The organism is Mesorhizobium sp. M1312, assembly GCF_040318115.1.
GTDB lineage: Bacteria > Pseudomonadota > Alphaproteobacteria > Rhizobiales > Rhizobiaceae > Mesorhizobium.
This window is the reverse complement of record NZ_JAMYLQ010000001.1, coordinates 137,939-163,279: the sequence shown is the minus strand read 5'-3', so window position 1 is coordinate 163,279 and position 25,341 is coordinate 137,939. Positions and strand designations below refer to the sequence as shown.

General features: G+C 62.6%; 25 protein-coding genes. 16 read left to right on the top strand and 9 right to left on the bottom strand.

Features of this window, described 5'->3' with window-relative positions; genetic code table 11:
* Positions 1–9 precede the first annotated feature (9 nt).
* The 7 genes from iolD to phnN all read left to right on the top strand — a co-directional run bounded on the left by iolD (position 10) and on the right by phnN (position 7,061).
* On the top strand, positions 10–1,860 hold the full coding sequence (gene iolD, locus NKH36_RS00830; RefSeq protein ID WP_352959691.1) for a 3D-(3,5/4)-trihydroxycyclohexane-1,2-dione acylhydrolase (decyclizing): 1,851 nt from the start codon (positions 10–12) through the stop codon (positions 1,858–1,860).
* A 165-nt stretch (positions 1,861–2,025) separates the two neighbouring features.
* Positions 2,026–2,943, top strand: coding sequence for a myo-inosose-2 dehydratase (gene iolE, locus NKH36_RS00825; protein ID WP_352959690.1), 918 nt, complete (start codon positions 2,026–2,028; stop codon positions 2,941–2,943).
* A gap of 47 nt (positions 2,944–2,990) precedes the next feature.
* A complete protein-coding gene (locus NKH36_RS00820; RefSeq protein ID WP_352959688.1) occupies positions 2,991–3,203 on the top strand; it encodes a DUF3329 domain-containing protein in 213 nt (70 codons plus the stop codon).
* 324 nt (positions 3,204–3,527) lie between these two features.
* Entirely contained in the window at positions 3,528–4,340 is an 813-nt protein-coding gene (gene iolB, locus NKH36_RS00815) for a 5-deoxy-glucuronate isomerase (RefSeq protein WP_352959686.1), read from the top strand.
* Positions 4,341–4,495: 155 nt separating this feature from the next.
* Entirely contained in the window at positions 4,496–5,203 is a 708-nt protein-coding gene (locus NKH36_RS00810) for a DUF1045 domain-containing protein (protein WP_352959685.1), read from the top strand.
* Positions 5,204–5,295: 92 nt separating this feature from the next.
* Entirely contained in the window at positions 5,296–6,435 is a 1,140-nt protein-coding gene (locus NKH36_RS00805) for an alpha-D-ribose 1-methylphosphonate 5-triphosphate diphosphatase (RefSeq protein WP_352959683.1), read from the top strand.
* The gene (gene phnN / locus NKH36_RS00800) at positions 6,432–7,061 is read left to right on the top strand and encodes a phosphonate metabolism protein/1,5-bisphosphokinase (PRPP-forming) PhnN (RefSeq protein ID WP_352959681.1); all 630 of its coding nucleotides are present in this window, start codon (positions 6,432–6,434) and stop codon (positions 7,059–7,061) included. The genes NKH36_RS00805 and phnN overlap by 4 nt, the downstream gene beginning before the upstream one ends.
* A gap of 169 nt (positions 7,062–7,230) precedes the next feature.
* On the opposite strand, the gene NKH36_RS00795 is transcribed toward phnN, so the two are convergent.
* The 3 genes from NKH36_RS00795 to NKH36_RS00785 all read right to left on the bottom strand — a co-directional run bounded on the left by NKH36_RS00795 (position 7,231) and on the right by NKH36_RS00785 (position 10,932).
* A complete protein-coding gene (locus tag NKH36_RS00795) occupies positions 7,231–8,226 on the bottom strand; it encodes an ABC transporter permease (RefSeq protein ID WP_352959679.1) in 996 nt (331 codons plus the stop codon).
* Between the two features lie 23 nt (positions 8,227–8,249).
* On the bottom strand, positions 8,250–9,794 hold the full coding sequence (locus NKH36_RS00790; RefSeq protein ID WP_352959835.1) for a sugar ABC transporter ATP-binding protein: 1,545 nt from the start codon (positions 9,792–9,794) through the stop codon (positions 8,250–8,252).
* 175 nt (positions 9,795–9,969) lie between these two features.
* Positions 9,970–10,932: a sugar-binding protein gene (locus NKH36_RS00785; RefSeq protein ID WP_352959677.1), complete on the bottom strand. Its 963-nt coding sequence runs from the start codon at positions 10,930–10,932 to the stop codon at positions 9,970–9,972.
* Between the two features lie 618 nt (positions 10,933–11,550).
* On the opposite strand from NKH36_RS00785, the gene NKH36_RS00780 reads away from it, so the two are divergent.
* The gene (locus NKH36_RS00780; protein ID WP_352959676.1) at positions 11,551–12,690 is read left to right on the top strand and encodes a LacI family DNA-binding transcriptional regulator; all 1,140 of its coding nucleotides are present in this window, start codon (positions 11,551–11,553) and stop codon (positions 12,688–12,690) included.
* A 288-nt stretch (positions 12,691–12,978) separates the two neighbouring features.
* Complete coding sequence (locus NKH36_RS00775; protein WP_352959674.1) at positions 12,979–13,911, top strand: polysaccharide deacetylase family protein; 933 nt, start codon at positions 12,979–12,981, stop codon at positions 13,909–13,911.
* A gap of 33 nt (positions 13,912–13,944) precedes the next feature.
* Here NKH36_RS00775 and NKH36_RS00770 read toward each other — a convergent pair whose 3' ends face one another.
* The gene (locus NKH36_RS00770; protein WP_352959673.1) at positions 13,945–14,268 is read right to left on the bottom strand and encodes a winged helix-turn-helix transcriptional regulator; all 324 of its coding nucleotides are present in this window, start codon (positions 14,266–14,268) and stop codon (positions 13,945–13,947) included.
* Between the two features lie 38 nt (positions 14,269–14,306).
* Between NKH36_RS00770 and NKH36_RS00765 the strand changes: the two genes are divergently transcribed.
* The 4 genes from NKH36_RS00765 (at position 14,307) to secDF (ending at position 19,382) form a co-directional block, all read left to right on the top strand.
* Positions 14,307–15,314, top strand: a complete 1,008-nt coding sequence (locus NKH36_RS00765) for an NAD(P)-dependent oxidoreductase (RefSeq protein ID WP_352959672.1) — start codon at positions 14,307–14,309, stop codon at positions 15,312–15,314.
* Positions 15,315–15,433: 119 nt separating this feature from the next.
* Positions 15,434–15,808: a hypothetical protein gene (locus NKH36_RS00760; RefSeq protein WP_352959671.1), complete on the top strand. Its 375-nt coding sequence runs from the start codon at positions 15,434–15,436 to the stop codon at positions 15,806–15,808.
* Positions 15,809–16,359: 551 nt separating this feature from the next.
* Positions 16,360–16,683 carry a hypothetical protein gene (locus NKH36_RS00755; RefSeq protein ID WP_352959670.1) on the top strand — a complete coding sequence of 108 codons (324 nt, stop codon included), beginning with the start codon at positions 16,360–16,362 and terminating at the stop codon, positions 16,681–16,683.
* Positions 16,684–16,826: 143 nt separating this feature from the next.
* Entirely contained in the window at positions 16,827–19,382 is a 2,556-nt protein-coding gene (gene secDF, locus NKH36_RS00750; RefSeq protein WP_352959669.1) for a protein translocase subunit SecDF, read from the top strand.
* Positions 19,383–19,480: 98 nt separating this feature from the next.
* Here secDF and NKH36_RS00745 read toward each other — a convergent pair whose 3' ends face one another.
* Complete coding sequence (locus NKH36_RS00745; protein ID WP_352959667.1) at positions 19,481–20,731, bottom strand: MFS transporter; 1,251 nt, start codon at positions 20,729–20,731, stop codon at positions 19,481–19,483.
* A gap of 3 nt (positions 20,732–20,734) precedes the next feature.
* Positions 20,735–20,926: a hypothetical protein gene (locus NKH36_RS00740; RefSeq protein WP_352959665.1), complete on the bottom strand. Its 192-nt coding sequence runs from the start codon at positions 20,924–20,926 to the stop codon at positions 20,735–20,737.
* 73 nt (positions 20,927–20,999) lie between these two features.
* On the opposite strand from NKH36_RS00740, the gene NKH36_RS00735 reads away from it, so the two are divergent.
* Complete coding sequence (locus NKH36_RS00735; RefSeq protein WP_352959663.1) at positions 21,000–21,668, top strand: ArsR/SmtB family transcription factor; 669 nt, start codon at positions 21,000–21,002, stop codon at positions 21,666–21,668.
* 84 nt (positions 21,669–21,752) lie between these two features.
* On the opposite strand, the gene NKH36_RS00730 is transcribed toward NKH36_RS00735, so the two are convergent.
* On the bottom strand, positions 21,753–22,172 hold the full coding sequence (locus NKH36_RS00730) for a DUF6463 family protein (RefSeq protein WP_352959661.1): 420 nt from the start codon (positions 22,170–22,172) through the stop codon (positions 21,753–21,755).
* A 151-nt stretch (positions 22,173–22,323) separates the two neighbouring features.
* Between NKH36_RS00730 and NKH36_RS00725 the strand changes: the two genes are divergently transcribed.
* Entirely contained in the window at positions 22,324–22,905 is a 582-nt protein-coding gene (locus NKH36_RS00725; protein WP_352959659.1) for a TetR/AcrR family transcriptional regulator, read from the top strand.
* A gap of 408 nt (positions 22,906–23,313) precedes the next feature.
* Here NKH36_RS00725 and NKH36_RS00720 read toward each other — a convergent pair whose 3' ends face one another.
* A complete protein-coding gene (locus NKH36_RS00720) occupies positions 23,314–24,111 on the bottom strand; it encodes an SRPBCC family protein (protein ID WP_352959657.1) in 798 nt (265 codons plus the stop codon).
* Positions 24,102–24,710: an ArsR/SmtB family transcription factor gene (locus tag NKH36_RS00715; RefSeq protein ID WP_352959656.1), complete on the bottom strand. Its 609-nt coding sequence runs from the start codon at positions 24,708–24,710 to the stop codon at positions 24,102–24,104. The genes NKH36_RS00720 and NKH36_RS00715 overlap by 10 nt, the downstream gene beginning before the upstream one ends.
* 211 nt (positions 24,711–24,921) lie before the next feature.
* Between NKH36_RS00715 and NKH36_RS00710 the strand changes: the two genes are divergently transcribed.
* Positions 24,922–25,311: a GFA family protein gene (locus NKH36_RS00710; RefSeq protein ID WP_352959655.1), complete on the top strand. Its 390-nt coding sequence runs from the start codon at positions 24,922–24,924 to the stop codon at positions 25,309–25,311.
* Positions 25,312–25,341 lie beyond the last annotated feature (30 nt).

The window sequence follows — 25,341 nt, the reverse complement described above, 5'->3', positions numbered from 1 at the left end:
GAAAACACCATGACCAAGACAATCCGCCTGACGATGGCGCAGGCGCTGACCCGCTTTCTTGCCCGCCAGATGACCGAGATCGACGGCAGGAAACTGCCGATCTTCGGCGGCGTCTGGGCGATCTTCGGCCATGGCAACGTCGCCGGCGTCGGCGAGGCGCTCTATCAGGTCCGCGACGAAATGCCGACCTTCCGGGCCCACAATGAGCAGGCGATGGCGCATGCGGCGATCGCCTATGCCAAGGCCAATTTCCGTCGCCGCTTCATGGCGGCGACCAGTTCGATCGGCCCCGGCGCGCTCAACATGGTGACGGCGGCGGCACTTGCGCATGTAAACAGGTTGCCCGTCCTGTTTCTCCCCGGCGACGTCTTCGCCAATCGTATCCCCGACCCCGTGCTGCAGCAGGCCGAAGATTTCTCCGACGGCACGGCGACAGTCAATGACTGCTTCCGGCCGGTGTCGCGCTATTTCGACCGCATCACCCGGCCCGAGCAGATCGTCCCGGCGCTGAAGCGTGCCATGCAGGTGCTGACCGATCCGGCCGAATGCGGACCGGTGACGCTGGCGCTCTGCCAGGACGTGCAGGCCGAGGCCTATGATTACCCCGAGAGCTTCTTTGCCGAACGGGTCTGGCACCAACGCCGGCCGCGTCCGGACCGCCAGGAGCTGGCGGCCGCGGTGGCAGCACTGAAGGGCGCGAAGAAGCCATTGGTGATTGCCGGCGGCGGCGTGCTCTATTCGCAGGCTTCCGGTGAACTGGCGAAGCTGGTGCAAGGCGCCGGCATCCCGGTCTGTGAGACGCAGGGCGGCAAATCCTCGCTTCCGGACGATCATCCGCTCAACATGGCCGCGGTCGGCGTCACCGGCACTTCGGCTGCCAACCGGCTGGCTGAAGAAGCCGATGTCGTGCTTGCCGTCGGCACCAGATTGCAGGATTTCACCACCGGCTCGTGGGCGCTGTTTAAGAATTCCGGCAAGATCATTATCGGGCTGAACGTCCAGCCTTTCGATGCGGGAAAGCACCAGGCGCTGCCGCTGGTCACTGATGCGGCGGAAGGGCTCGCCGAGCTTGGCGCGGCGCTGAACGGCTGGAAGGCGCCGGCTGCCTGGACCGACAATGCGGCCAGGGGCAAGAGGGACTGGCAGGCCGATGCCGGCAAGGTGACGGCGTCGACCAATGCCGCCTATCCGTCCGACGCGCAGGTGATCGGCGCCGTGCAGCGCGCCATGGGCTCCGGCGTGATACTGCTTCATGCCGCCGGCGGCCTGCCCGGGGAATTGCACAAGCTTTGGCAAGCCGGCGCGCCCGGCTCCTACCACGCCGAATACGGCTTCTCGACCATGGGCTACGAGATCGCTGGCGGGCTCGGCGTCAAGATGGCCAAGCCCGACGAAGAGGTCGTCGTCATGATCGGCGACGGCTCCTATCTGATGCTCAATTCCGAGATCGCGACCTCGGTCATGCTCGGTCTCAAGCTGACCATCGTGCTGCTCGACAACCGAGGCTATGGCTGCATCAACCGGCTGCAGATGGCGACCGGCGGCGCCAACTTCAACAATCTGCTGAAGGACGCCCGCCACGAGATTATGCCCGACATCGACTTCGCCGCGCATGCGGCAAGCCTCGGCGCCATCGCCGAGAAGGTTTCGTCGATCGCCGGGCTGGAAACGGCGCTGGCAAAGGCGAAAGACAATAGCAAGACGACGGTACTGGTCATCGACACCGATCCTCTGGTTTCGACCGATGTCGGCGGCCATTGGTGGGATGTCGCCGTGCCGGAAGTCTCGGTGCGCCCGCAAGTGAATGCGGCGCGCCGGGCCTATGATGAAAAGCGGCAGATGCAGAAGATTGGAGATTGATGTCGGCGCTGCCCCTCACCCTTACCCTCTCCCCGTGAAGAACGGGGAGAGGGGGTCGCCAATGTAGGAGCTTGTCCCTTCTCCCCGTTTTGACGGGGAGAAGGTGCCGGCAGGCGGATGAGGGGCAACGCTGACATCCAAGTTTAAGAAAATTGGAGTGACGACTTGAAAGCCAAACTGGGCATGTCCCCCATTGCATGGTGGAACGACGATCTTGCGGAACTCAGCGATGACGTGTCGCTGGAGGAGTGCTTGGCGCAATCGCGCTCGGCGGGCTTCACCGGCATGGAAATGGGCCGCCGTTTTCCCAGTGATCCGGAGATCATGCTGCCGATCCTGAAAGAGGCCGACGTCACGCTTTGCGGCGGCTGGTTCTCCGGTACGCTGGTCGACGAAGACATGGCGGGGAATAAGGATCGCATCCAGCCGATGATCGATCTGTTCAAGGCGGTGAACGCGCCTTGTATCGTCTATGGCGAGGTCGGCCGCTCCATCCAGGGTGACCGCTCGAAGCCGCTCGCGACCAAGCCCAGGCTTTCGGATGACGAGATGAAAGCCTATGCGAGGCGCCTCACCCAGTTCGGCGAATGGTGCGCCGAGCAGGGCATGCCGCTGTCCTACCACCATCATATGGCGGCGGTGGTCGAGACGGAGCCGGAGCTCGACGCGTTCATGCGCTACTCGGGCGAAGGCATTCCCCTGCTGCTCGATGCCGGCCATCTGGCCTTTGCCGGCGGTGACGTGCTGCGCGCCATCGACAACCATCACCGGCGCATCAACCATGTCCATGTGAAGGATGTGCGCATGGGGGTGATCGAAAAACTGGATCGCAACAAGCAGTCCTTCCTCGATGCCGTGGCGCTTGGCGCCTTCACGGTGCCGGGAGACGGCTCGCTGGATTTTGGCGCCATTGTGGAAAGGCTAGCGAACTACGGCTATGAAGGCTGGTTCGTGGTCGAAGCCGAGCAGGACCCGAAGAAGAATCCCCCGCTCAAGATGGCGCAAGTCGGCTACAAGGAGTTGATGCGGGTGATGATTGCTGCCGGCTACACGGTTGAAACACAGGGCTTCCCCAATGCTTGAATGCAGTATCTCCGGCGACGGGCTGTTCCGATGCGAGGGCTGATCCGATGAAGGACTCCGAGCATCCGTTCTTCCGGCCTTTGTGGCGGCGCGTTGCCATCGTCGCGGTATGCCTGGGCTGGTCCGTGGTCGAGTTTGCCACCGGCGCGCCGTTCTGGGGCACGATCGCGCTCGGCTTCGCCGGCTATGCCGTCTGGCAGTTCTTCTATCTCTACAAGCCGGCCGAAGAGGCGAAGCCTCCGGTCGAGCCGAAGGAATAAAGCAGTCCATGGCGCTCAAGGCTTACGGGTCGGGCACTGCGCCCATGACGGATCGCCTGCGTTGAAGATTTAGCTGAAACGCCTCTCGCTTCGTCATCCTGGGGCGGAGCAAGGAGCGAAGCGACGCGGCGCAGACCCCAGGATCCATGCCGTGACATCAAAACGGCCGCTACGGTGCAGAATTCCGTTCCGCTGCGCTCTTGGACTGAGGTTACGGCATGGATCCTAGGGTCTTCGCGACGGAGCTTCGCTCCTGCTACGCCCTAGGATGACGAAGTTGGGACGCTTCGGCCAATCTCGAAGATTTGCGATAGGAGAGACATAATGTCGAAACTGCTGGTTAAAGCCGATAAGGGCCACGGCCGCGTCGCCCATGTGACGCCGCAAAATGCCGGCTGGACCTATATCGGTTTCGATCTGCATCGGCTGCGGGCAGGCGAAACAACCTCCGGACAAACCGCGAACCGTGAAGTCTGCCTGGTGTTCGTCACCGGCAAGGGCAAGGCGACGGCCGGCGGCAAGGATCTCGGCCTGCTCGGCGAACGCATGTCGCCCTTCGAGGGCAAGCCGTGGTCTGTCTATGTGCCACAGGGCTCTGACTGGTCGGTGACCGCCGACACCGATCTCGAACTCGCCGTCTGCTCGGCGCCGGGGCTTGGCGGCGGCCTGCCGGTCCGCGTCATCGGGCCGAAAGATCTCGGCCAGGAGGTTCGCGGCAAGGGCACCAACACGCGCTACGTCACCAACATCCTGCCGGAGGGCAAGCCGGCCGACTCATTGCTGGTGGTCGAGGTGATCACGCCGGGCGGTCACACCTCGAGCTATCCGCCGCATAAGCATGACCAGGACAATCTGCCTGATGAGTCCTATCTCGAGGAGACCTACTACCACCGCCTCAACCCGCCGCAGGGCTTTGCCTTCCAGCGCGTCTACACCGATGCCGACCAGAATGGCGCTCGTTCGCTCGACGAGGCGATGGCGATCGAGGACGGCGATGTCGTGCTGGTGCCAAAGGGCTACCATCCTTGCGCCGCCTGCCATGGCTATGACCTCTATTATCTCAATGTCATGGCCGGGCCGAAGCGGACGTGGAAATTCCACAACGCGCCCGAGCACGAATGGCTGATGAAGGCCTGATCATATTGCCCGTCCGAGTCGGGCAAACTGGCCCAAGGCGAAAAAATCGTCGGCTAATGACCCGCGTGAACAACTTTGTTATCAGGAGCGATCATCAGCTTCGTCATTTCGTCATGCAAATCGCCTATGGCAGCGGGAGTTGACGAGGACTTCCGATGCGCTACGCTATCTATTTCACCCCCCGGCAGGACGAACCGCTGGCGCGGATCGCCGCCAATTGGCTCGGCCGCGACCCGTTCGGCGCCGCCACGAGGCCGGTCGAGGCCGTGGGCGAGCTGTCGGCGGCGGAAGTCGCCTTCCACACCGCTTCGGCGCGCCGCTACGGCTTTCATGCGACGCTGAAGGCGCCCTTCCGGCTGACCTCGAACGAGACGGAAGCCGCGCTTCGCGCGGCGCTGGACAATTTTGCCGAGGCGACGCCGGTGGTGACGATCCCGCGCCTGGTCGTCAGCCAGATCGACGGCTTCTTCGCGCTGGTGCCGGAAGGACCGGTGCCAGCGCTCAACCGCTTCGCCGACGACGTCGTGCGCGACTTCGACCGTTTTCGCGCGCCGCTGAGCGAGGCTGAGATCGAACGACGCAGCCCCGATTCGCTGAAGCCGGATGAATTCCGCAATCTCTGCCAATGGGGCTACCCCTATGTCTTCGAGACCTTCCGGTTCCATATGACGCTGTCCGGCCGGGTCTCGTCACAGGAAAGCCCTCGTCTTCGCGCAGCAATCGACAGCCTGTTTGCGCAGGTCCTTCAACGGCCGGTGCCGGTGGACGCACTGACCCTGTTTGTCGAGACCGAACCTGGCGCCCCGTTCATGGTGCTTTCCCATCACGCGCTCGGGCGCCGCTCGGCCAGAAGAACTGCCTGAAATGACTATTTGTTTTAACCGCATTTGTGCGACGCCAATCACCCCAATCGGTGATTCCAATTGGCTACAAAATGCTCCAAGGACTGCCTGAAATGACCGTCGAGACCGTTCTCAACAATGCCCGCATCGTGCGTGCCGACGAGATCGTCGAAGGCTCGATCGTGCTGCGCGACGGCTTGATCGCCGGGATCGACGCCGGCGCCGGCCGGACCGGCGAGGACATGGGGGGCGATTTCATCATTCCCGGGCTGGTCGAGCTTCATACCGACCACCTCGAAGGCCACTACGCGCCGCGGCCGAAGGTGCGCTGGAACCCGATCGCCGCTGTGCTCGCTCACGACGCGCAAGTGGCGACGGCCGGCATCACCACCGTGCTCGATGCCTTGCGCGTCGGCATGGACGACGATGCCGACATGAATTCGGCCGACATGCGCAAGCTGGCCGATGCGATCGAGGACAGCGTCCAGCATGACCGGCTGCGGGCCGACCATTTCATCCATCTGCGCTGCGAGGTTTCAGCGCCGGATTGCCTCGCAGCCTTCGCCCATTTCGACGGCGATGACAGGATCAAGCTGGCGTCGCTGATGGACCATGCGCCGGGACAGCGCCAGTTCGTCGACTTGGAAACCTATGCCTACTACTACCAGCGCAAGCTGAAGCTGACGGATCGCGAATTCCAGCAATTCTGCGAGAAGCGGATAGCGGAGTCGGCGACGAATTCGGGGCCGAACCGCGCCTTCATCGCTGCCGCCTGCCACCAGCGCGGCATCGTGCTGGCCAGCCATGACGACGCCACGACAGGCCATGTCGATGAGGCGATCAAACAGGGTGTCCGCGTCGCCGAGTTCCCGACCACCAAGGAGGCCGCAAAAGCTTCGAAGGAGGCAGGGCTTGGCGTGCTGATGGGTGCACCGAACGTCATGCGCGGCGCTTCACATTCGGGCAATGTTTCGGCTCGGACACTCGCCGGCGAAGGCCTGCTCGACATATTGTCGTCCGACTACATTCCCTTCAGCCTGATCCAGTCGGCCTTTTTCCTCGGCGACGTGGTCGACGGCATTTCCTTGCCGCAGGCGGTGGCCATGGTTTCGAAGAACCCGGCCGAGGCGGTGGGCCTTACTGATCGCGGCATCATCGAGCAGGGCCGGCGCGCCGACCTGGTTCGCGTCCGTCTCGACGACCATGTCCCGGTGGTCCGCACGGTCTGGCGGCAGGGACGCCGGGTCGCATGATGGTGTCGGCGTCGATCGAGCGTGAATTGTCCGCCGCTGCGTTTCCGATCCGCGACGGCGTCTTCGTCGCCGTCGTCGGGCCGAGCGGCGCCGGCAAGGATACGGTGATCGGCTATGCGCGGGCACTGTTTGCCGACGAAAAGCGGCTGGAGTTCGTGCGCCGGGTCATCACCCGGCCGAGCGACACGGCAAGCGAGGATCACGACACGCTCGCCGACGCGGCCTTTGTCAAGGCCGAAGCGGATGGCGCCTTCGCCATCTCCTGGGAGGCACATGGCTTGCGCTACGGCATCCCGGCTGAAGTCGACTGGTCGGTCGCCAATGGCCGCGTCGCCATCGCCAATGTCTCCCGCGCCATCATCCCGGCGCTGCGTGATCGCTATGCCAATCTGGCTGTCGTCGAGATCACCGCTTCGCCGGAAATCCTGGCCGAGCGACTGGCGATGCGCGGCCGCGAGTCGCGCGGCGAAGTGCTGGCGCGGCTGGCGCGCAGCGCCAATGTGGCGTTGTCCGGGCCGAGCGTCACCTCGATCGACAACAGCGGCCCACGCGAGGCGGCCGGCGAGCGCTTTGCCGATGTGCTGCGCCAGGCCATGGCGCTCTCCGACATGTCGGGCCTGATCTAGGTACTTTTTGCCTTCTCCCCTTGTGGGAGAAGGTGGATCGGCGCGCAGCGCCGAGACGGTTGAGGGGTGCTGCACGGAGTGCTGTCCTGCCAAGCTGGAATACCCCTCATCCGGCCGAGCTTGGCTCGGCCACCTTCTCCCACAAGGGGAGAAGGGAGTGGCGGAGCCACTACTCCGCGGCCGCACCAGCCGCGCCCTTGCGGGTTGCCTCCAGCATCAGCCGCCGCTCCCGGTACACGCCCCATTGCTGATCGACCAGCACGCCGATGAGGATCACGCCGCCCATCACCGCGAAGTTGAGCGAGGACGGGATGCCGAGCAGGTTGACGAGGTTCTGCAGTTCCTGCAGCAGAACGGTTCCGAGGATGACGCCAATCAGCGAGCCTTCGCCGCCACGCAGCGAGAAGCCGCCGAGCACTGCCGCGGCAATGGCGTAGAGTTCGTAGAACTGGCCGTGGCTGGCGGGCGAGATCGAGCGCGTGTACATCGCGAAATAGATCGCCGACAGCGCCGTCAGCACGCCGCAAATGACATAGGCCGCCATGACGACGCGGCCGGTGCGGATGCCCGAATATTTCGCCGCTTCCTCGTTCTTGCCGATGGCGTACAGATAGCGGCCGAACACCGAACGGTGCAGCACCACCCACATCACGATGGCGATGACGATCAGCGCGATGAAGCTGTTCGGCACGCCATAGGATCGCCCGGCAGTCAGGAATTCGAGCTCCGGAAAATTCTGTCCGAAGGCAAAGCCTGCCGTGCCGTCGGCTGTGTAGAACCGCGCCACGCCGCGATAGATCAAGAGGCCGCAAAGCGTCACCACGAAGGGCTGCAATTTGAGCCGCGTGATCAGCCAGCCATGTGCCAGCCCAATCATGCCGCCGAGCAGGAGGATCAGCGGCAGCGCCACCGGCCATGCCATGCCGCGCGTGGCGATGAAATCGACGAACAGGACGCCGAGCAGCGCGACCACCGAGCCGACCGACAATTCGATGCCGCCGGTGATGATGACGAAGGCCTGGCCGATCGCCAGGATGCCGAACAGCCCGATCAGGTTCGATGTATTGGCGAGGTTGATCGGCAGCAGGAAGCGCGGATTGATGATCGCCACCACCGCTCCCACCACAAGGATCAGGATCAGCAGGCCGAGATCTTTCTTGCTCATCGTCTTCTCCCAATGCCCGCGAATTATTTCGGCTGCTTGCCCACGGCCAGCAGCAGTACGTTTTCCTGGCTGAACTGTTCCTTGTCGAGAATGCCTGAGATCTGGCCCTCATGCATGACGGCGATGCGGTCGGAGACGCCGATCACCTCCTCCATGTCGCTCGATATCATCAGCACCGCGACGCCGGCATCGGCCAGCGCGCGCATCAGCCCGTAGATTTCCGCCTTGGCGCCGATGTCGATGCCGCGCGTCGGCTCATCGAGGATCATCACCTTGGGGCTCATGGCAAGCCACTTGGCCAGCACCACCTTTTGCTGGTTGCCGCCTGACAGCGTGCCGGTGCGAGTCGCCACCGACGGCGCCTTGATGCCGAGATTGCGTTTCTGCTTCTCGGCGGTGACGGCTTCGGCGCTGGCAGAAACCAGGAACCGCCGGGCATGCGCCGGCAGATTGGGGAGCGAAATATTCTGGGCAATCGACAGATCGAGCAGGATGCCGGTCAGCTTGCGGTCTTCCGGGACGAGGAAGATCCCGTTGGCGACTGCGTCGGCGGCCGAACCGAGGACCAAATTGTTTCCATCAAGGTGGAGCGCACCGCCAAGGCTCGTCTCAATGCCGAAAAAGACGCGCGCCAGTTCGGTCCGGCCGGAGCCGACAAGACCCGCCAGGCCGAGGATTTCGCCATGCCTGACGCCGAGATCGACCGGTCGGTCTGGATAGGCGCTGGTGCGAACGGCCCTGGCGGACAGAGCGACGGTGCCGGGCGGGCGCGCCGATTCTGCCGCCTTCTCTCTCTCTTTCAGCATGCGGCCGATCATCAGCTTGACCATCTGGTCGTGATTGATGGCGCTCTTCGGCAGCGTGCCGGCAAGCATGCCGTCCCTCAGCACGACGACGCGATCGGCGACCCGCTCGACCTCGTGAAGACGGTGTGAGATGAAGATGACGCTGATCCCCTCAGCCTTCAGCGCCTTGATGACGTCGAGCAGCTTGTCGGTTTCGGCAAGGGGCAGGCTCGATGTCGGCTCGTCGAGGATGACCAGCCTTGCCTCGATCGAGAGCGCCTTGGCGATTTCGACCATCTGCTGCTGGGCAAGCGACAGCGTCGATACCGGCGTGTCGGCCGAAAAATTGGCGCCCACCCTCTTGAGCAGCGGCGCCGACAGCGCGCGCAGCCTGGCCCGGTCGACAAGCCTAAGCGGACCGGCGCGCAAAGGCTCGCGGCCGAAAAAGATGTTGGCGGCAACGTCGAGGTTTTCGAACAGGTTGAGTTCCTGATGGACGAAGGCGATGCCGGAACCGATGCTGGCCTCGACGGTCAGCCGGTCATGGGCGACGCCGTCGACGGTGATCGTGCCGGTGTCGGGGGTGGTCACGCCGCCAAGGATCTTCATCAGCGTCGACTTGCCGGCACCGTTTTCGCCGACGAGACCGATGACCTCGCCGGGCCTGACCTCCATCGAAAACCCGTCCAGCGCGACCACGCCGGGATAGGTCTTGCGCACGCCCTCGAGACTGAGGAACGGGGCAATCGTGGATGCGCCGATGGATGCGTCGGAATAATTCATCATGCCTGACAACAGCCGGTGGGCCACTGTTTGAGCATGATCTTTTCCGAAAACCGGTTCCCACTTTTCGGGATCATGCTCGTGGCCACATCTGCAGACTGACGACCCTCGCAGGGCTCGTCAATGCGAGCCGCCGGCCCGGGGCAGAACCCAAGCCGGCGCAACTGCCTTCGTCCTAATTGCCGGACATCGCCTTCAGATTGGCGGCATAGGCGTCGACGTCGTCCTTGCCGATGATCTTGGTCGGGATGATGATCAGGCCGTCCTCCGGAATGCCCGATTTGTCGCCCTCGAGATAGGCGGCCATCAGCTTCATGCCCTGGTAGGCCCATTCGAAGGGCTGCTGCACCACGGTGGCGGCAACGGTGCCTTCCTTGACGCCGCCCAGCGTGATCGGATCGTCGTCGAAGCCGACGACCGTGATCTGGCCGAGCTTGCCGGCGTCGCGCAGCGCTTCATATATGCGCGGCGTGTTGTAGGAATAGAAGCCGACCATGCAGGTGACGTCGGGGCTGGCGACCAGCGCGTCCTCGACGTTCTTCTTGGCGCGGGCCTGGTCGATGTCGTCGCCACGCACGTCGATCAACTCGATCTTGGTGCCGGCGAGCCCTTCCTTCATGCCTTCGATGCGCTCTTTGGCATTGTCGGCGCCGAGCAGGCCGACGAAGCCGAGGCATTTGCCGCCGTCGGGCATCGCCTTCTTGGCGATCTCCGCGGCCTGCTTGCCGGCATCGATATTGGACGAGCCGATATAGGCGATACGCTTGGTCTGCGGCGCGTCGCTGTCGGTGGTGAACAGCGCCGTCTCCGATGCGATCTTGTTGAGCCCGTCGGTCGAAGTCTTGGGGTCGACTGCCGAAACCATGATCGCCTTGACGCCGGCCGTCACCAGATCATCCATCAGCCGCTGCTGGATGGCGACCGACGACTGCTCCGGATATTTGAGCTCGAGATTGTAGTTGGGCAGTTCGGCCTGCGCCTTCTTGACGCCTGCTTCGGCCGCCTTCCAGAAATCGGAAGCGCCGTTGACGACGAAGGCCAGCGTCGGTTTATCCTGGGCACGGGCAATCGCCGTGATAGACAGACCGAGAGCCAAGGCCGCGGCGGCGACGGACGCATTTCGTATCGCAGATTTCATGTTCAACCTCCCGTTTGATTCAGTCATTTTTGCTGATCTGAACTTTGTCGAATGCGGCTTGGACGCCCTCCTCCTCAAGGGGTGCTGGCAACGAAAGAACGGCGCCATTCCAGCCGCGATTTTGGACTTTAGAGACTCATTGGCTGTTCGTATAGTCGGATTTGTCTGACATATCCGTAATTTCGTGGCGTTGCTTTGCCGGCCCAAGAGCCGCGGACGCCGCGCCACGCGCCTGCTTGCCGCCATGACCCGTTCGGTCCCGAGCCGGGCATGACAAATTAACATTAGAACGCTTACGCGTATTAGTAAATAGTATTAGTCTTTGGTTGGAAACCTGGTGCCGCCGGCGAATGGCTGCCTCCCATGTGGCGAGAAAGGAAGGCTTCCGTCATGACGAAGCGTCCAAAGGCCTTGAAATGGGTCGCTTCCGAGAAATCGATCTTTTCAGGACCGCATATTGCCCTCTCCGCGCTGCTAGCCATTGGGCTACCAGCATGGTAATAATGATTAATCGAGCGCTTGTTTTATAAACGCGAAGGGCCCCTGGACGTCTGCCGTCTTTAATGACGCCCAGGACGACCTCTGGTTAGACAGGTCGGGAATTTGGAACACAATGCCATGAACGAACCGACGGATCTGCGCAATCCTCCCCTTGAAGCCTCCCGGCGCCGAAAGCCATCGGCCAAGCATCCCAAGGATCGCGTTACCATGACCGATATCGCCAGGGCCGCCGGCTGCTCGCAGGCAACGGTTTCGTTCGTCCTCAACAACACGCCGGGCATAAGGCTCTCGCAGCAGACCCGGGAACGGGTGATCGAGGCCGCGCGGCGTCTCGGCTATGCGCCACCAGCCTTCTCTGCTCTTCGCAGCCCTATCGCCTCGTTCGAGGGGCTGGACGGGGTGATCGGCTTTGCGGTCGATCAACTGGCGACCAGTCCCGAAGCGGTCGTCGCCATCGAAGGGGCGCGCCAGGCCTCGTGGAATGCCGGCAATGTCGTGCTGGTCGCGCAGACTTTGGGTGATTCCGTGATGGAGCCGCGCGCGATTGCGGCACTGACCAAGCGGGGTATTTCGGCGCTGATCTACATGACCATCTTCACGCGCGAGATCACTGCGCCCGACTATCTCTACGACCTCGATATCCCGGTCATCCTGCTCAATTGCTACACCGCCGACTACGCCTTCCCCGCCGTGGTGCCGAGCGAAATCGCCGGCGGGCAGAGTTCCACCCGCCACCTGATCAGCCATGGCCACCGCCGCATCGCAACCATCACCGGCGAGCCATGGATGCAGGCGGCGCAGGATCGGCTGAAGGGCTACCGCCGGGCACTGGCGACGGCCGACATCCCGTTCGATGCGGAGCTGGTGGTCGAGGGCGACTGGTCGGCGAGCGCCGGCTACGCCGCGACCGTCAAGCTTCTGGCACTCAAGAACCGGCCGACCGCGATCTTCTGCCAGAACGACCGCACCGCGATCGGCTGCTACGAGGCGCTGAAGGAAGCCGGCCTCCACATCCCTGGGGATATTTCGGTTGTCGGCTATGACGACGAGGAAATCGCCCGCCATCTGTTCCCGCCTTTGACGACGTCGATCCTGCCGCATATGGCGATGGGGCAATGGGCGATCGAGCAATTGGAAGTTCCCGCACCGCCCGGCCGTGGCCGCTACCCCATCACCAAGCTTGAATGCCCGCTGGTCGAGCGGGAATCGGTCAGTGCTGTGGCGCCTGCGCGCTCACACGGTTCGACAGCCGGCTGAGGATCTCCAGACTTCCGGCGATGCAAACGCCGCACAGGTGAAGCCCCAGCGCCAGACAAGCGCCCCGCAAAGGGCGGTTGGCCCCGAAATTGTCGCCTGGCATGGTGGATCGGGATTCTCGTATCCAGATTTCTGCGGATTGACGAGCGGTTTGCTGCAGGCCGGTTGTGGCGAGATCCTGGATCCAAGGGTAAATCTGATCGGGCTCGCCGTTTCGCCCGGCTTCGAGCCCGATCTCCTCGCTGACCCGTACATGCGGATCAGCAACCCACCAGGAGTTGTACTGCCATGAAGCTCCAGCATCCCCACGGCCCGCCGCGCGATTTCGTCGGTTACGGGCGGCGGCCGCCGCAGATCATCTGGCCGGACGGACGTCTGGTCGCAGTCAATCTCGTGGTCTGCTACGAGGAAGGGTCGGAATATTCGCTGTTCGAGGGCGACGACCATAGCGATGGCTGGGGCGAATATCCATTGTCGGCGCCGGCCGGCATCCGCGACCTCGGCACCGAAACGCATTTCGAGTATGGCAGCCGCGTCGGCATCTGGCGCATCGCCAGGCTGCTCGATCGACACGGCGTCCACGCCACGATCTCGAGTTGTGCCGAGGCGCTGCGGCGCAACCCGGAGGTGACGGCATGGCTGCGCCAATCGGGTGACGATCTGCTCGGCCATGGCTTGCGCTGGACCGAACAATGGACCCTGAGCCGTGACGAGGAGCGCGATCATCTTCAGCGCGCCGTCGCGCTATTCATCGAGCTGCTCGGCGAGCGCCCGATCGGCTGGAACAGCCGTTCCTTTCCCAGCGTCAACACGCGCGACCTCCTGATCGAGGAAGGCGGCTTCCTGTATGATTCAGATCCGTCCAACGACGACCTGCCCTATTTCGTGCCGGCACAGAACGGGCGCCTTCTGATCATTCCCTATTCCAAGACCTTGAACGACAGCCGCTACCTGGTCAGCCCTGGCTATGTGACGCCCAAGGACTTCGTCGACAACGTCGAAGCCTATCTGGACTTCCTGATCAGGGAAGCCAGGGAAGAAGGTGGGCGCATGATGACGATAGCCGTCCATGCGCGATGGACCGGCCAGCCCAACCGGGCTGCGGCACTGGAAGGCATAATCGAGACGGTTCTGTCCAGGCCGGAGGCCGTCTTCATGCGCCGCAACGATATCGCGCGGTATTGGCTGTCGCTGTTTCCGGCCGAGGGCGAAGCGCCATGAGCCACCGTCCAACTCGCATGGCGAACGGCATCCTTAAGCATCGATACGGGAAGGGAATTGCTCACCCCAACGGCATAACGCCTCTGCTCCAGCATTGAGCGCCGCTCCGCTTTCTGTCAGCGAATAGACGACCTTGATCGGCGATCCCAGATAGACCTCTCGGTTCACAAGCCCGTCAGCCTCCAGTTCGCGTAATTGCTGCGTCAGCATCTTTTCACTGATCGCCGGAATCGACTGCCTCAACCGGCCGAACCTGCGAGACGCCGTTCCAAGCTCGCAAAGAATATCCACTTTCCACTTCCCTTCGATCGCCTTGATCGCGGTTGCGAAGCCGCAATTGCCCGTCGGCTCATTCATGATGTTCTCCTTACCGTTGGGTAACCACTTACCTCCAGGTGCGTATTGTGCGCCACTCACTCCAACATACCTCTGCCCGTGACGACAATTGGCGCCTATTGCTATGGAGTGTTGCAATGAAGCTTTCAATCAGCGTTGTGGGGACGGGTCGTATGGGATCGGCGCTCGCCCGCGCCCTGCTCCGGTCGGGATATCGGACGACGGTCTGGAACAGGACAAAACAAAAGGCCGAACCTCTGGCGGCGCTCGGCGCCACCGTTGCGGGGTCCGTCCTGGAAGCCGTCAATGCGGCTGAAATTATCATCGTGAACGTAAGCGACTACCAGGCAAGCGCAATTCTGCGCGACGATGCTGTTGCTTCAGCTATTCGCGGCAAGTTGATCGTGGAACTCACTTCGGGAACGCCGCATGGCGCACGCGAAGCCGCTGAATGGTTTGCCGCGCAAGGAGCCACCTATCTCGATGGCGCGATCATGGCCACGCCGGATTTCATCGGCACAGATGCCGGGACGATACTGATCTCGGGGCCAAGGCAGGCTTTCAACGCGAACGAGGAGATGTTTCGTGCGTTGGGCGGCAATGTCCAGCATGTCGGGGGAGAACCGGGACGTGCAAACGCACTTGATAGCGCGCTGCTTGCTCTCATGTGGGGCGCGCTGTTCGGAACGCTCCATGCGATCGCCGTGTGTCAGGCCGAAGAGATCGACCTCGGCGAGTTGGGACGGCAGTGGACCGCACTAGCGCCTGTTATTGATGGGCTTGTCGCCGACCTCATCAAGCGGACGAATGCTGGCCGTTTTGCCAGCGACGACGAGACGCTCTCGTCGATCTCCCCGCATTACGGCGCATTCCAGCATCTTTTGGAGCTGATGGAGGCGCGCAAGATCGACCGCTCCGTGGTCGACAGTTACGACGCAATCTTCCAACGGGCGATTGCAGCTGGCCACCTACATGATGATTTCGCGGCGTTATCGCAATTTCTGGGAAGTCCGGATAAGAGATCTCTCCGATCCGGACCGCGCGAAGGGTCCCTTCTGGCTGGCTGAGCGGATTTGGTCTCCGGCCTTATTGAGGCGGACCACGCTTTGCCGTTGGCCGACGGGTTCGGGTTTTGTTGTCCGAGCGTCGGCCGAGTCAGACCAGTGATCTACATTAGGGGAATAGAATGCCTTTGACGCTTCTCATCGATTCGTATTGTGCTGCTTGGTCCGATGAGAACGCCGAGCAGCGGCGGGCGTTGCTGTTGCCGATCTGGAGCGATGGCGCGACATACACGGATCCTACAGTCCATGCGACTGGCGCGGAAGAACTGCTCGCGCACATCGCAAGAGTTCTGGCCAAGCATCCCGGTGCCCGCATCCTACGGACAAGTGACGTGGAAGTTCATCACGGGATCGCACGCTTTGCGTGGAAGTTTGTGATGCCTGATGGATCGTCCTTCCCTGAGGGTTTGGACATAGCCTTCCTCGACTCTGGCCAGAAACGAATAACGCGTATCATCGGCTTTTTTGGGCCGTTGGTAAGGTCCTCGGTGTCATAAGCCTTCGCTATCAAGCCGATCGACCGGCGCGTGCCAGCCCGTGCGCCACCAGGGTGTCGGCCATGAGCGTCTCCAAAACGGTCTGGCAGGAATACCGGCAGTGGCACGTTAGGGCCGCGTCCCGGCGCGCAGCCTGAACGTTCCCCGAGAAAGCCAGGAAAGCTATGCCCCGTTCGAGGCATTCGTCTCGTTGGCTGTTCGTATACGAGTATACGCTATGCGTTCAAGCTACATCGAGAAGGGTGGCTACATCGAGAAGGGTGGTGCTCTGGAGCGGCCGCCTCCTTTGTGCTCCTCGTCGAAAAGGAAGCGCATCGGCCAACACTTGACCTTTGAGTCCGTGAAAGGTGCGCTTCAATTCGCAATGCAAGTGCTGTAGTAGACAAAGAGTGCGGCCTGCCGCTTACTGAGGCAACGAAGGCGAAAGCGTATCAATCGCAGTGTATGAGAGCCACACCGATGAGATGAGACGAAGCGGCCGAAGACGGGCTAGGCCCGGCCTTCTGCTCAGCGTTAGCGCTGGTCTGCGGCTGCTCGCGTCGCTGCTCTTTTTGGTCTGGACCATTCCTGCGGCAACGGCCGACCAAGTCGGACAGGATGTGGCTAAAGAGCAAATGAGGCTCGCTGCGTCCAAACCGGTCGCGACTATCCTTGTCCGCGACATTGCGCGCCGTGTTGAAGCTGAGACTTCCCGTTTCAAGACGGGAACGCCTGCCATTGCGGGAAACGACAAGCCCTTTTGCATTATCCCGGATTTGCGCCTGCCGCTCGAAACCGCGTCAGCCACGCCATTTGGCATAGGGTCTGAAGACCGGCCGAAACTGTCGCCGATCCGCGCCTTTGATGCGCGCGCGCCTCCGTTTCTCCCGGCATGATCCTGGCCGCGCGACCGCGGCCTCCCGACTCCCAAAACTTTCACATCGCGTTCCCGGGCTCTCGTCGAGCTGCTCGCCGATCGGAACGCCAAAGCTCTTGTCGGAGGCGGTTTACGCCCGATATGGGCTGAACGGACAAGAACATGCTGCATTTTTCGCGCTGGAAGACCATTCTCATCTGGCTGACGGTCCTGGCCGGTATCCTTTACGCAGCTCCCAATTTGGTTCCCGCCTCCACTCTGGCATCGCTGCCGAATTGGCTGCCAAAGCGGCAGCTGACGCTGGGGCTAGACCTGCAGGGCGGCTCGCACATCCTGCTCCAGATCGATCGGCAGGACCTCGCCAACGAACGTCTCGAATCGGCACGCGACGAGGTCCGCACATCGCTGCGCGATGCCCAGATCGGCTATACCGGGCTTACCGGCACCGCCAATTCCATCCAGGTCCGCATTCGCGACCAAGGCCAGATCGAAGCTGCGAAGACCGCGCTCGAAAGATTGACGCAGCCGATCTCGACCGGCCTTTTCATGAGCGGCTCGGTGACCGAGATGGAGATCGCCGAGCCCGAACCGGGCCTGCTGCGCTTTACGCTGACCGAAGCCGGGGTCGACTACCGGATCGCCGCGGCGCTGACACAATCGATTGAGGTGGTGGGCCGGCGCGTCAACGAGCTCGGCACAACCGAGCCTATCATCCAGCGCCAGGGATCGGAGCGCATCATGGTCCAGGTGCCGGGCCTGCAGGATCCGCAGCGGCTGAAGGATATCCTCGGACAGACGGCGAAGCTGACCTTCCAGATGGTCGACCAGTCGATTCCGGTCGAGGAGGCGATCTCCGGCCGCCCGCCGGCGGGTTCGACGGTGTTGTATTCGACGGACGAGCCGCGGGTTCCGCATCTGATCGAGAACCGGATCATCGTCTCCGGCGAAAACCTCGTCGATGCGCAGGCGACCTTCGACCAGCGTACCAACGAGCCGGTGGTTTCGTTTCGCTTCGACAGCCGCGGCGCCACCCGCTTTGGTCAGGCTACGCAGGCCAATGTCGGGCGCCTGTTCGCGATCATCCTCGACAACGAGGTGATCTCTGCGCCTCAGATCCGCGAACCAATCCTGGGCGGCACCGGACAGATATCCGGCAGTTTCACGGTGGAGAGCGCGAACGACCTTGCGGTCCTGCTGCGCGCCGGCGCACTGCCTGCCGACCTCACCATCGTCGAGGAACGCACCGTCGGTCCGAGCCTCGGCAGCGATTCGATCGAGGCGGGCCAGTTCGCGTCGATCATCGCCGGGATCCTCGTCATCGGCTTCATGCTGTTCGCCTATGGGCGACTGGGACTGATCGCGAACATCGCGCTCCTGGCCAACGTCGCCCTGATCATCGCCGTCCTGTCGGTGCTTGGGGCAACGCTGACGTTGCCCGGCATCGCCGGCATCGTGCTGACAATGGGCATGGCGGTCGATTCCAACGTCATCATCTTCGAGCGCGTCCGCGAAGAGAACCGCCAAGGGCGCTCGATCGTGCAGTCGATGGATTCCGGGTTCAAACAGGCGCTGGCGACCGTCGTCGATGCCAATGTGACGACGCTGATTGCCGCCGTCATCCTGTTCTTCCTCGGCTCAGGGCCGATCAAGGGGTTTGCCGTCACCCTCGCCATCGGCATCGTCACCACCGTGTTCACGGCCTTCACGCTGACGCGCTGGCTGGTCGCATTCTGGCTTCGCCGGCAGCGCCCGAAAACCATGCCCAGCGGCGTCATGCGACTGGTGCCCGACGACACGCGCGTGCCGTTCATGGCATTCAGAAAATACGCCTTCACGCTGTCCCTGCTGTTGTCGATTGCTTCGGCCGTGCTGTTCTTCACGGTCGGCATGAACTACGGCATCGACTTCCGCGGCGGTTCGAGCATCGAGGTGCAGGCAAAGGGCCAGCAGGCCGACATCGGCGACATCCGTGAGCGGCTGACGGGCCTCGAACTGGGTGAAGTGCAGGTGCAGGAGTTCGGGTCGACCCGGGACGTGCTGATCCGCATCGGCACCCAGGGGGGCGGCGACATTGCCGAACAGTCCGCCGTTGAGAAAGTGAGGAGCGCGCTCGAAACCGACTACGAGTTCCGCCGCATCGAGGTTGTCGGTCCGACAGTGTCCTCCGAACTCGCGTTCAACGGCACAATGGGCGTGCTCGCCTCGCTGCTGGCGATGCTCGTCTACATCTGGATCAGGTTCGAGTGGCAGTTCGGGCTCGGCGCCATCATTTCGACGTTCCACGACGTGATCCTGATGATCGGCTTCTATGTCGTCGCCGGCATAGAGTTCAATTTGACCTCGATAGCCGCGATCCTGACCATTGTCGGCTACTCCATCAACGATACGGTTGTTGTCTATGACCGGGTCCGCGAGAACCTGCGCCGCTATAAAAGGATGCCGATTGCCGAGCTGCTCGACCTGTCGATGAACCAGACGCTGGCGCGAACGGTCCTGACCGGCGTGACCACGCTGTTTGCGCTGGCGGCGCTTTCGATCTGGGGCGGCGAGGTCATCCAGTCCTTCACGATCGCGATGATCTTCGGCATTCTCGCTGGGACCTATTCCTCCATCTTCGTCGCCGGGCCGCTGCTGATTCTGTTCAAGCTCCGGCCGGGCGCCCTCAGTCCAGAGGAAGCCGCAGCGGCGAAAGAGCCGCCGGCGCAGCAAGCCTTGTAACGCAACGATGGATGCCATCTTTTTGGCTCGCTGCAGCACTTTGATCTGGCGCATGACCCTTTCCGAAATCGAATCCGATTTTCGGGGTCATGCGCCAGCTAGACCGTCTCTCGCATCACGGCCGCCACGACCAACCCGGAGAGAAACGTCAGCGCGGCGATCGATGCGATCGCCCATGACAGCCCGAAGCTGTCGGCGATGAGGCCGGCGGAGAGCGCACCGATCGCGTAGCCGAGATCCCGCCAGAACCGGTAGACGCTGAGTGAGCGGGCGCGCCAGGTGGGATGCGAGGCATCGGAGACTGCTGCGATCAAGCTGGGGTAGACCATCGCTGTGCCGAGGCCGAGCAGAAGGCTGCCGACGATCCACCACTCGAACCGGCGCGTCGCCGCGGTGAGAAACAGACCGGCGGCCTGAACCCACATGCCGGCGACGATCAGGCCTTTGCGCCCCCAGCGATCGCTCAACGGACCCGTGACGATCTGCAAGATACCCCATGTCGCGGGATAGATCGCCTTGAGGATGCCGATGCGCTCGACGCCGAGACCGAAGGAAGCGAAGAACAACGGGAAAATGCCCCAACTCATGCCGTCGTTGAGATTGTTGACGAGGCCGGCCTGCGAGGCGGCGAACAGGTTGCGATCCCCGAACGAGGTGAGCGCGAAGACCTGCCGAAAGCCGATCGGCGCGGGCTGCTGCGCGTGGGATGAAGCCTCCAGCCGAACGTGGTCGCGCGTGTCGCGCACGAGCAGGATCGACAGTGCGGCACCGAGGACCGCATAGCCGATGCCGAGATAGATCGGCACTGGCCGAAGCCCGTATTGCGAGGCGAGATAGCCGGTCAGGAACGCCGTCACCCCGACGGCGAGATAGCCGGCGAACTCGTTGAGGCCGACGGCAAGGCCGCGCGATTTCGGCCCGACGAGATCGACTTTCATGATCACCGTCATCGACCAGGCGAGCCCCTGGTTGATGCCGAGCAATGCGTTGGCCGCAATCACCCATTCCCAGGTCGGCGCCCAGATGATCATGAACGGCACCGGCAGGCCGACCAGCCATCCCAAAACGAGCACGCGCTTGCGGCCCCACGCATCGGCAAGCTGGCCCGAGACCAGATTGGCGAGCGCCTTGACGACGCCGAAGCTGACGATGAAGGAGACGATGAGCGTCGTCGAGGTGACGTGGAACTCCTCCGATCCGATCAGCGGCACCACCGTTCGTTCTATCCCGACCATGCCGCCGACAAAGGCGTTGATCACGACGAGCAGCGCGAATTGCGGCCAGTTCTCCCTGAGGCCGAGCCTGACGGGTGAACCCGCCTTGCCTGGAACCGATGCCGCTTCGTCCATGGCTCAGGCCGCTGCCGCAGCCAGGGCGGAATTGGCGGCCCGGAGCGCCGCGGCCTCGGGCGGAGCCGGCGGAATGTCGGCGAGCATGAAGCGGATGAACGCGGCTTCGTCCTCGATCCGGAGGGCCTCGCTGTGGCAGCCTAACAGGTACGAGACGCCGGCTGGATCGGTGTGAAGGAACTGGCGAAGGATCATGGTCTTGCGCTCCGCGCTACGAAGGGCTAGAAACATTCAATCATTCGGCTGAATGTTTCACTGAGGAGAAGCCGTGTCAAGCGCTGGACCGAAACAGGCAATCTACGCGAGCCTTGCCGAAGTGGCTCAGGCGCTCGGCCATCCGCATCGGCTCGAGCTTCTGGAGCATCTCGCGCAAGGGGTGCGCAGCGTCGAGGACCTCTCCGCGCGAGCTCATCTGAGTTTCGCCAACACGTCGCGCCACCTTCAGATCCTGCGGCGAGCGCGCCTCGTCGAGACGCAGCGCCGCGGCAAGAACGTGCTCTATAGTCTTGCCGGCGACGCTGAGGTGGTGGCGCTGATCAAGGCGCTCGGCCGCGTCGGCGAGCGAAACGTGGCCGAAATCGGCCGCGTCATGGCCGACTACTTCCGGGCTCGCGATGCGATGGAGCCCGTATCGCGAGACGACCTCGTCTCGAGGCTGCACGACGGCATGGTCACGGTTCTCGACGTGCGGCCAGAGGATGAGTTCGCGGTCGGACATCTTCCAGGCGCCCTCAACATCCCGCTGGCCGAGCTGGAGCGCCGCTTGGGCGAGCTACCGGCAGATCGGGAAGTGATCGCCTATTGCCGCGGCCCCTATTGCGTTCTGTCGTTCGAAGCGGTCGCCGCCTTGCGACCGCGGGGCTATCTCGTCCGTCGGCTCGAGGACGGATATCCCGAATGGAAAGCCGCCGGCCTGCCGGTCGAAACGGCCGCCTGAACGCCGGCTGCCATCAGGATCGAAGCCCTAGGCGCAGCGAGGGTGCGCGCCAGCCGAAGGAGAAGGCTTGAGCATACGCCGTCATCAAGCGGGAACTCTAACTCTCGGCTTAAGGCCCTTTTGCCGCCTGACACCGAGAATGAGACAGATTGCAATGGGGATGCCGAGCGGGAACCCGCTCACCTCGATGATCAGCGACGCGACAACAATCCAGGCCAGCAGCGACCAGCCCAGAAAAGCCGGGACGGGAAGCTGCCTCTTGTCCAGCCAGATCACCACGGCGCCTAGCATGATCAGCGGCAAGGCAAAACTGCCGATCGTCGACCAAAAGGCGGCATTGCTTGCCAGTAACTCCAGACGCTGAGCGCGGAGCGGTCGCCAATGCTCCGCCGTCCAAAGCTCAAGCCTCAGCCAACCCGGGATTTCCGCCAGGGCGTCAATGCCCAGCACGATCATGTGCAGAATGCTGATCGTGACCATCGCAATTCCGCTCCATCTGATCATTGGTTCCGATCCTTTGATGTTCGAGGGCCGTGTCCGCGACCTTCGTCGACTCGTCCATACGGTGCCGTATGTAGCTCGATGACTTTTCAAAGTCCATACGTCGGCGTATGGACAGACGAGATGTCGCAGCACGCGCTTACGGAGGGAGCATTTGAACAGAAAAGCGCAAGACTTGACCCGCGACGATTGGGTTCTCGCCAGCCTTGCAGCGCTCGCCGAAGGCGGCATAGACGCCGTCCGAGTGGAGCGTCTCGCCAAAGGACTGAATGTCAGCAAGGGATCCTTCTATTGGCATTTCTCGGATCGCTCAGACCTGCATTCCGCCCTGCTCGATCTTTGGGAGAAGGATTTTACGGCCCAACTGATCGCCAATATCGCGTCTCTGCCAACACCACGCGCACGTTTGCTCGCGCTCGCCGAAGAAGTACTCAACGCGAGCAATGACGGTGTCGACGTGGCGCACGCCGAGGGGGCGTTTAGTGCCTGGGCGGTGCTCGACCCTGTCGCTGCGGCTAAAGTGCGCGCCGTCGAAGCGAAGCGTATTGATTATTTGGTGAGCGAGCTTTCGCTTATGGGCGCCGATGCGACAGATGCCGAACTGCTCTCCAAGGGCGTCTACCTGGCGCTGATTGGAGTCTTTGCTGCCCGCCGCTACAATCCAGTCCTGGCCGAGGACGCGGTGTTCAGGCGCGTCGTCGATCTCGCGCTGGATGCTGCGGAAAGACGGAGATAGGCCATCGCCGCGCCGATGCGGACTGGAGCCGACTATGGGATCGAACTGCCCGTCAAAGTTATACAGATCGCACCCAGCCCTCCCCGCGATGTCCCATCAACCTGTCAACAGCGAAGCGGCCGCCGCCTTGCGAGAGCGGGGCTATCTCGTCCGTCGGCTTGAGGACGGCTATCCCGAATCGAGGCTGCCGGTCGAAACGGCCGCCTGAAACAGAACACGCGGAGGCGATCCCATGAGGTCAGAAGGCCCTCAGCACGCCCGAGTCCGTATCGTCGGCACCCGCACCCTCACTGCCGCCTCTGGCGTAGAGGGCGGCGGTGCTAGGCGTTCGTGGTTTTGAACCGAAATCGCCTCAGCCTGGACGTCGCTCGTGGGCGGAACCTAGACGGTTGCGTAACAGGTCAGTTCCTAGTCCGCGGGAGTTGGGACATGCTTTTCAAGCCAGGTTCGCCACCTTGGCTCCTCCCGTTTTGCGATGCTCGCTGCGTCGTCGCCAAAGAGGAAAAACCGCAAGGACAGGTATGTCATCCCGCCCATCGGCAAGGCGAAGAGGTGCGCGACGCCCGGCGCTGGCTGGTCCAGCCGGACCACCAGCTCGGGATGGTCTTGCGGCCCTGTTCGTTCGACGACGCCCTCGAATGCTTGCGCGTTCGAAGCCACGCGCCGTTGTTCAGTCACACTCGCCAGGCCCAAGGATTCAACCAGCCTTCGCCATGCATCGGCTAAAGGTTCAGAAGACGGGACCAAGAGCTGAAAAGCCGAGCCGTGCTGCCCGGGAAAATGCGTGAGGTAGAGGCGGAGCAGGCGGAAGAAGGAGATCCATCCGTAGCTGTGGCCTTCGAACTGATCATCCCAATCATCAGAAGTAGCGAACCAGCGATGGACAACGCGAACGGTGCACAACCCGCCGGACTTCGCCTCGACGGTCCATTCCGTCGCTACGGTTCCCGGCTCACCCGGTGCTTCTGCGACAAACCGCTTGGGCGGCTGCCAAGCTGTGATGGTGGCGACGGCATCCATGCTTCCATCGGCAGCGAAATGCGAAACGGCGGTTCCTCCGATGCGGCCTTCGAGTTCGCTCGGTACGAACCATTGAGATATTCCAGGTCCCGTTGCGATCGCGTTCCAGACGTCCTGCGGTGTACCGGGGACATCCACTTGCGCCTCGACCGAGCGATTGCCGGTAGCATCTTTTTTCACTGGCATTGTAAGTCCTTTCCTTGCGGATTGGCTGGTGAGGGATGCGCCGTCACGACAAGGCGATGGGACCGTCCCTGCGGCGCGGTTTCGTCGTGATAGCGTGCCGCGAGCGTGGTGATGGCCTCGGTCAATTCACGGGTGAACGAGGCGCGGTCGGCGGCGGAGCGGAAGCGGATTTCGGTGTCGATCGCCAAGGTCGCCAGGCGCTTGCCGGCATCCGTGGCGGCGCGCTGGAGAGCCCCGATCTCCCGCACCAGCCGAGCGCCGAGCGCGATGAGGTAGCTTGCCGACAGCCGATCCGGGATGCGGTCCGGGTCGGCGCCGACCGGACCCAGCGCGCTCGTCGAGACGACATAGCTTGTGGCGCTCGCCACCATGAGCCGCTCCGTCAGGCCACCCCACTTCCGCGTGTCTGCAACCTGGACAAGCCCGTGCTCCTCCAGAGCATGCAGGTGGTAATTGATCTTCTGCCGCTTGAGACCGAGCCGTGTGGCGAGGGTAGCGGCCGAGGCGGGCTCCCGCAGTTCCGAGAGGAGCTGACTCCGAACGGGCTCCAACGCGGCGGCGGCTGCGCTCGGCCGATCTATGACTTCGATATCGAGCATTTAGCCTCACATTGACACACTTTCCTGTCAATGCCCGTTGACGAGTATATTTGTCAAGAGCGAAAGGACCGCTTTGTGCCAATAAGGGGCGGTAAGGGGTTGGCGCGAGGCCCGCTACGGCAGGCGGCGTCCCCGCCGCAGCGGGGCAATTGCAATGACAGGGCCGTTCGTTGTAGCCATTCCGACCGCTTGATTTTGAAGGAGACGCAGCATGGACCGATTCACTGGCGGTTGCCTGTGCGGCAACGTTCGAATTGTGGCGTCGGGACTCCCATACCGGGTCGGACTTTGTCACTGTCTCGACTGCCGCAAGCATCATGGAGCCCTTTTTCACGCTTCCGCGGTGTTCCCTCAGGATGCGGTGACGATCGAGGGCGAGACGCGCGACTACGCCGGGCGGTTTTTCTGTCCCCGCTGCGGCTCGACAATTTTCGGACGCACCGCAGACGAAATCGAAGTGAACCTGGGATCCCTGGATGCGCCTGACCAACTGATGCCAACCTACGAAAGCTGGATCATCCGTCGCGAGTCCTGGTTACCGCCGTTTCCGCTCACCAGACGCTACGAGCGCGATCGTGACGCCACGAGTCGCTTTGAGTAGTCGCGCGAACGGTGCGGAGGCGTTTGGGAG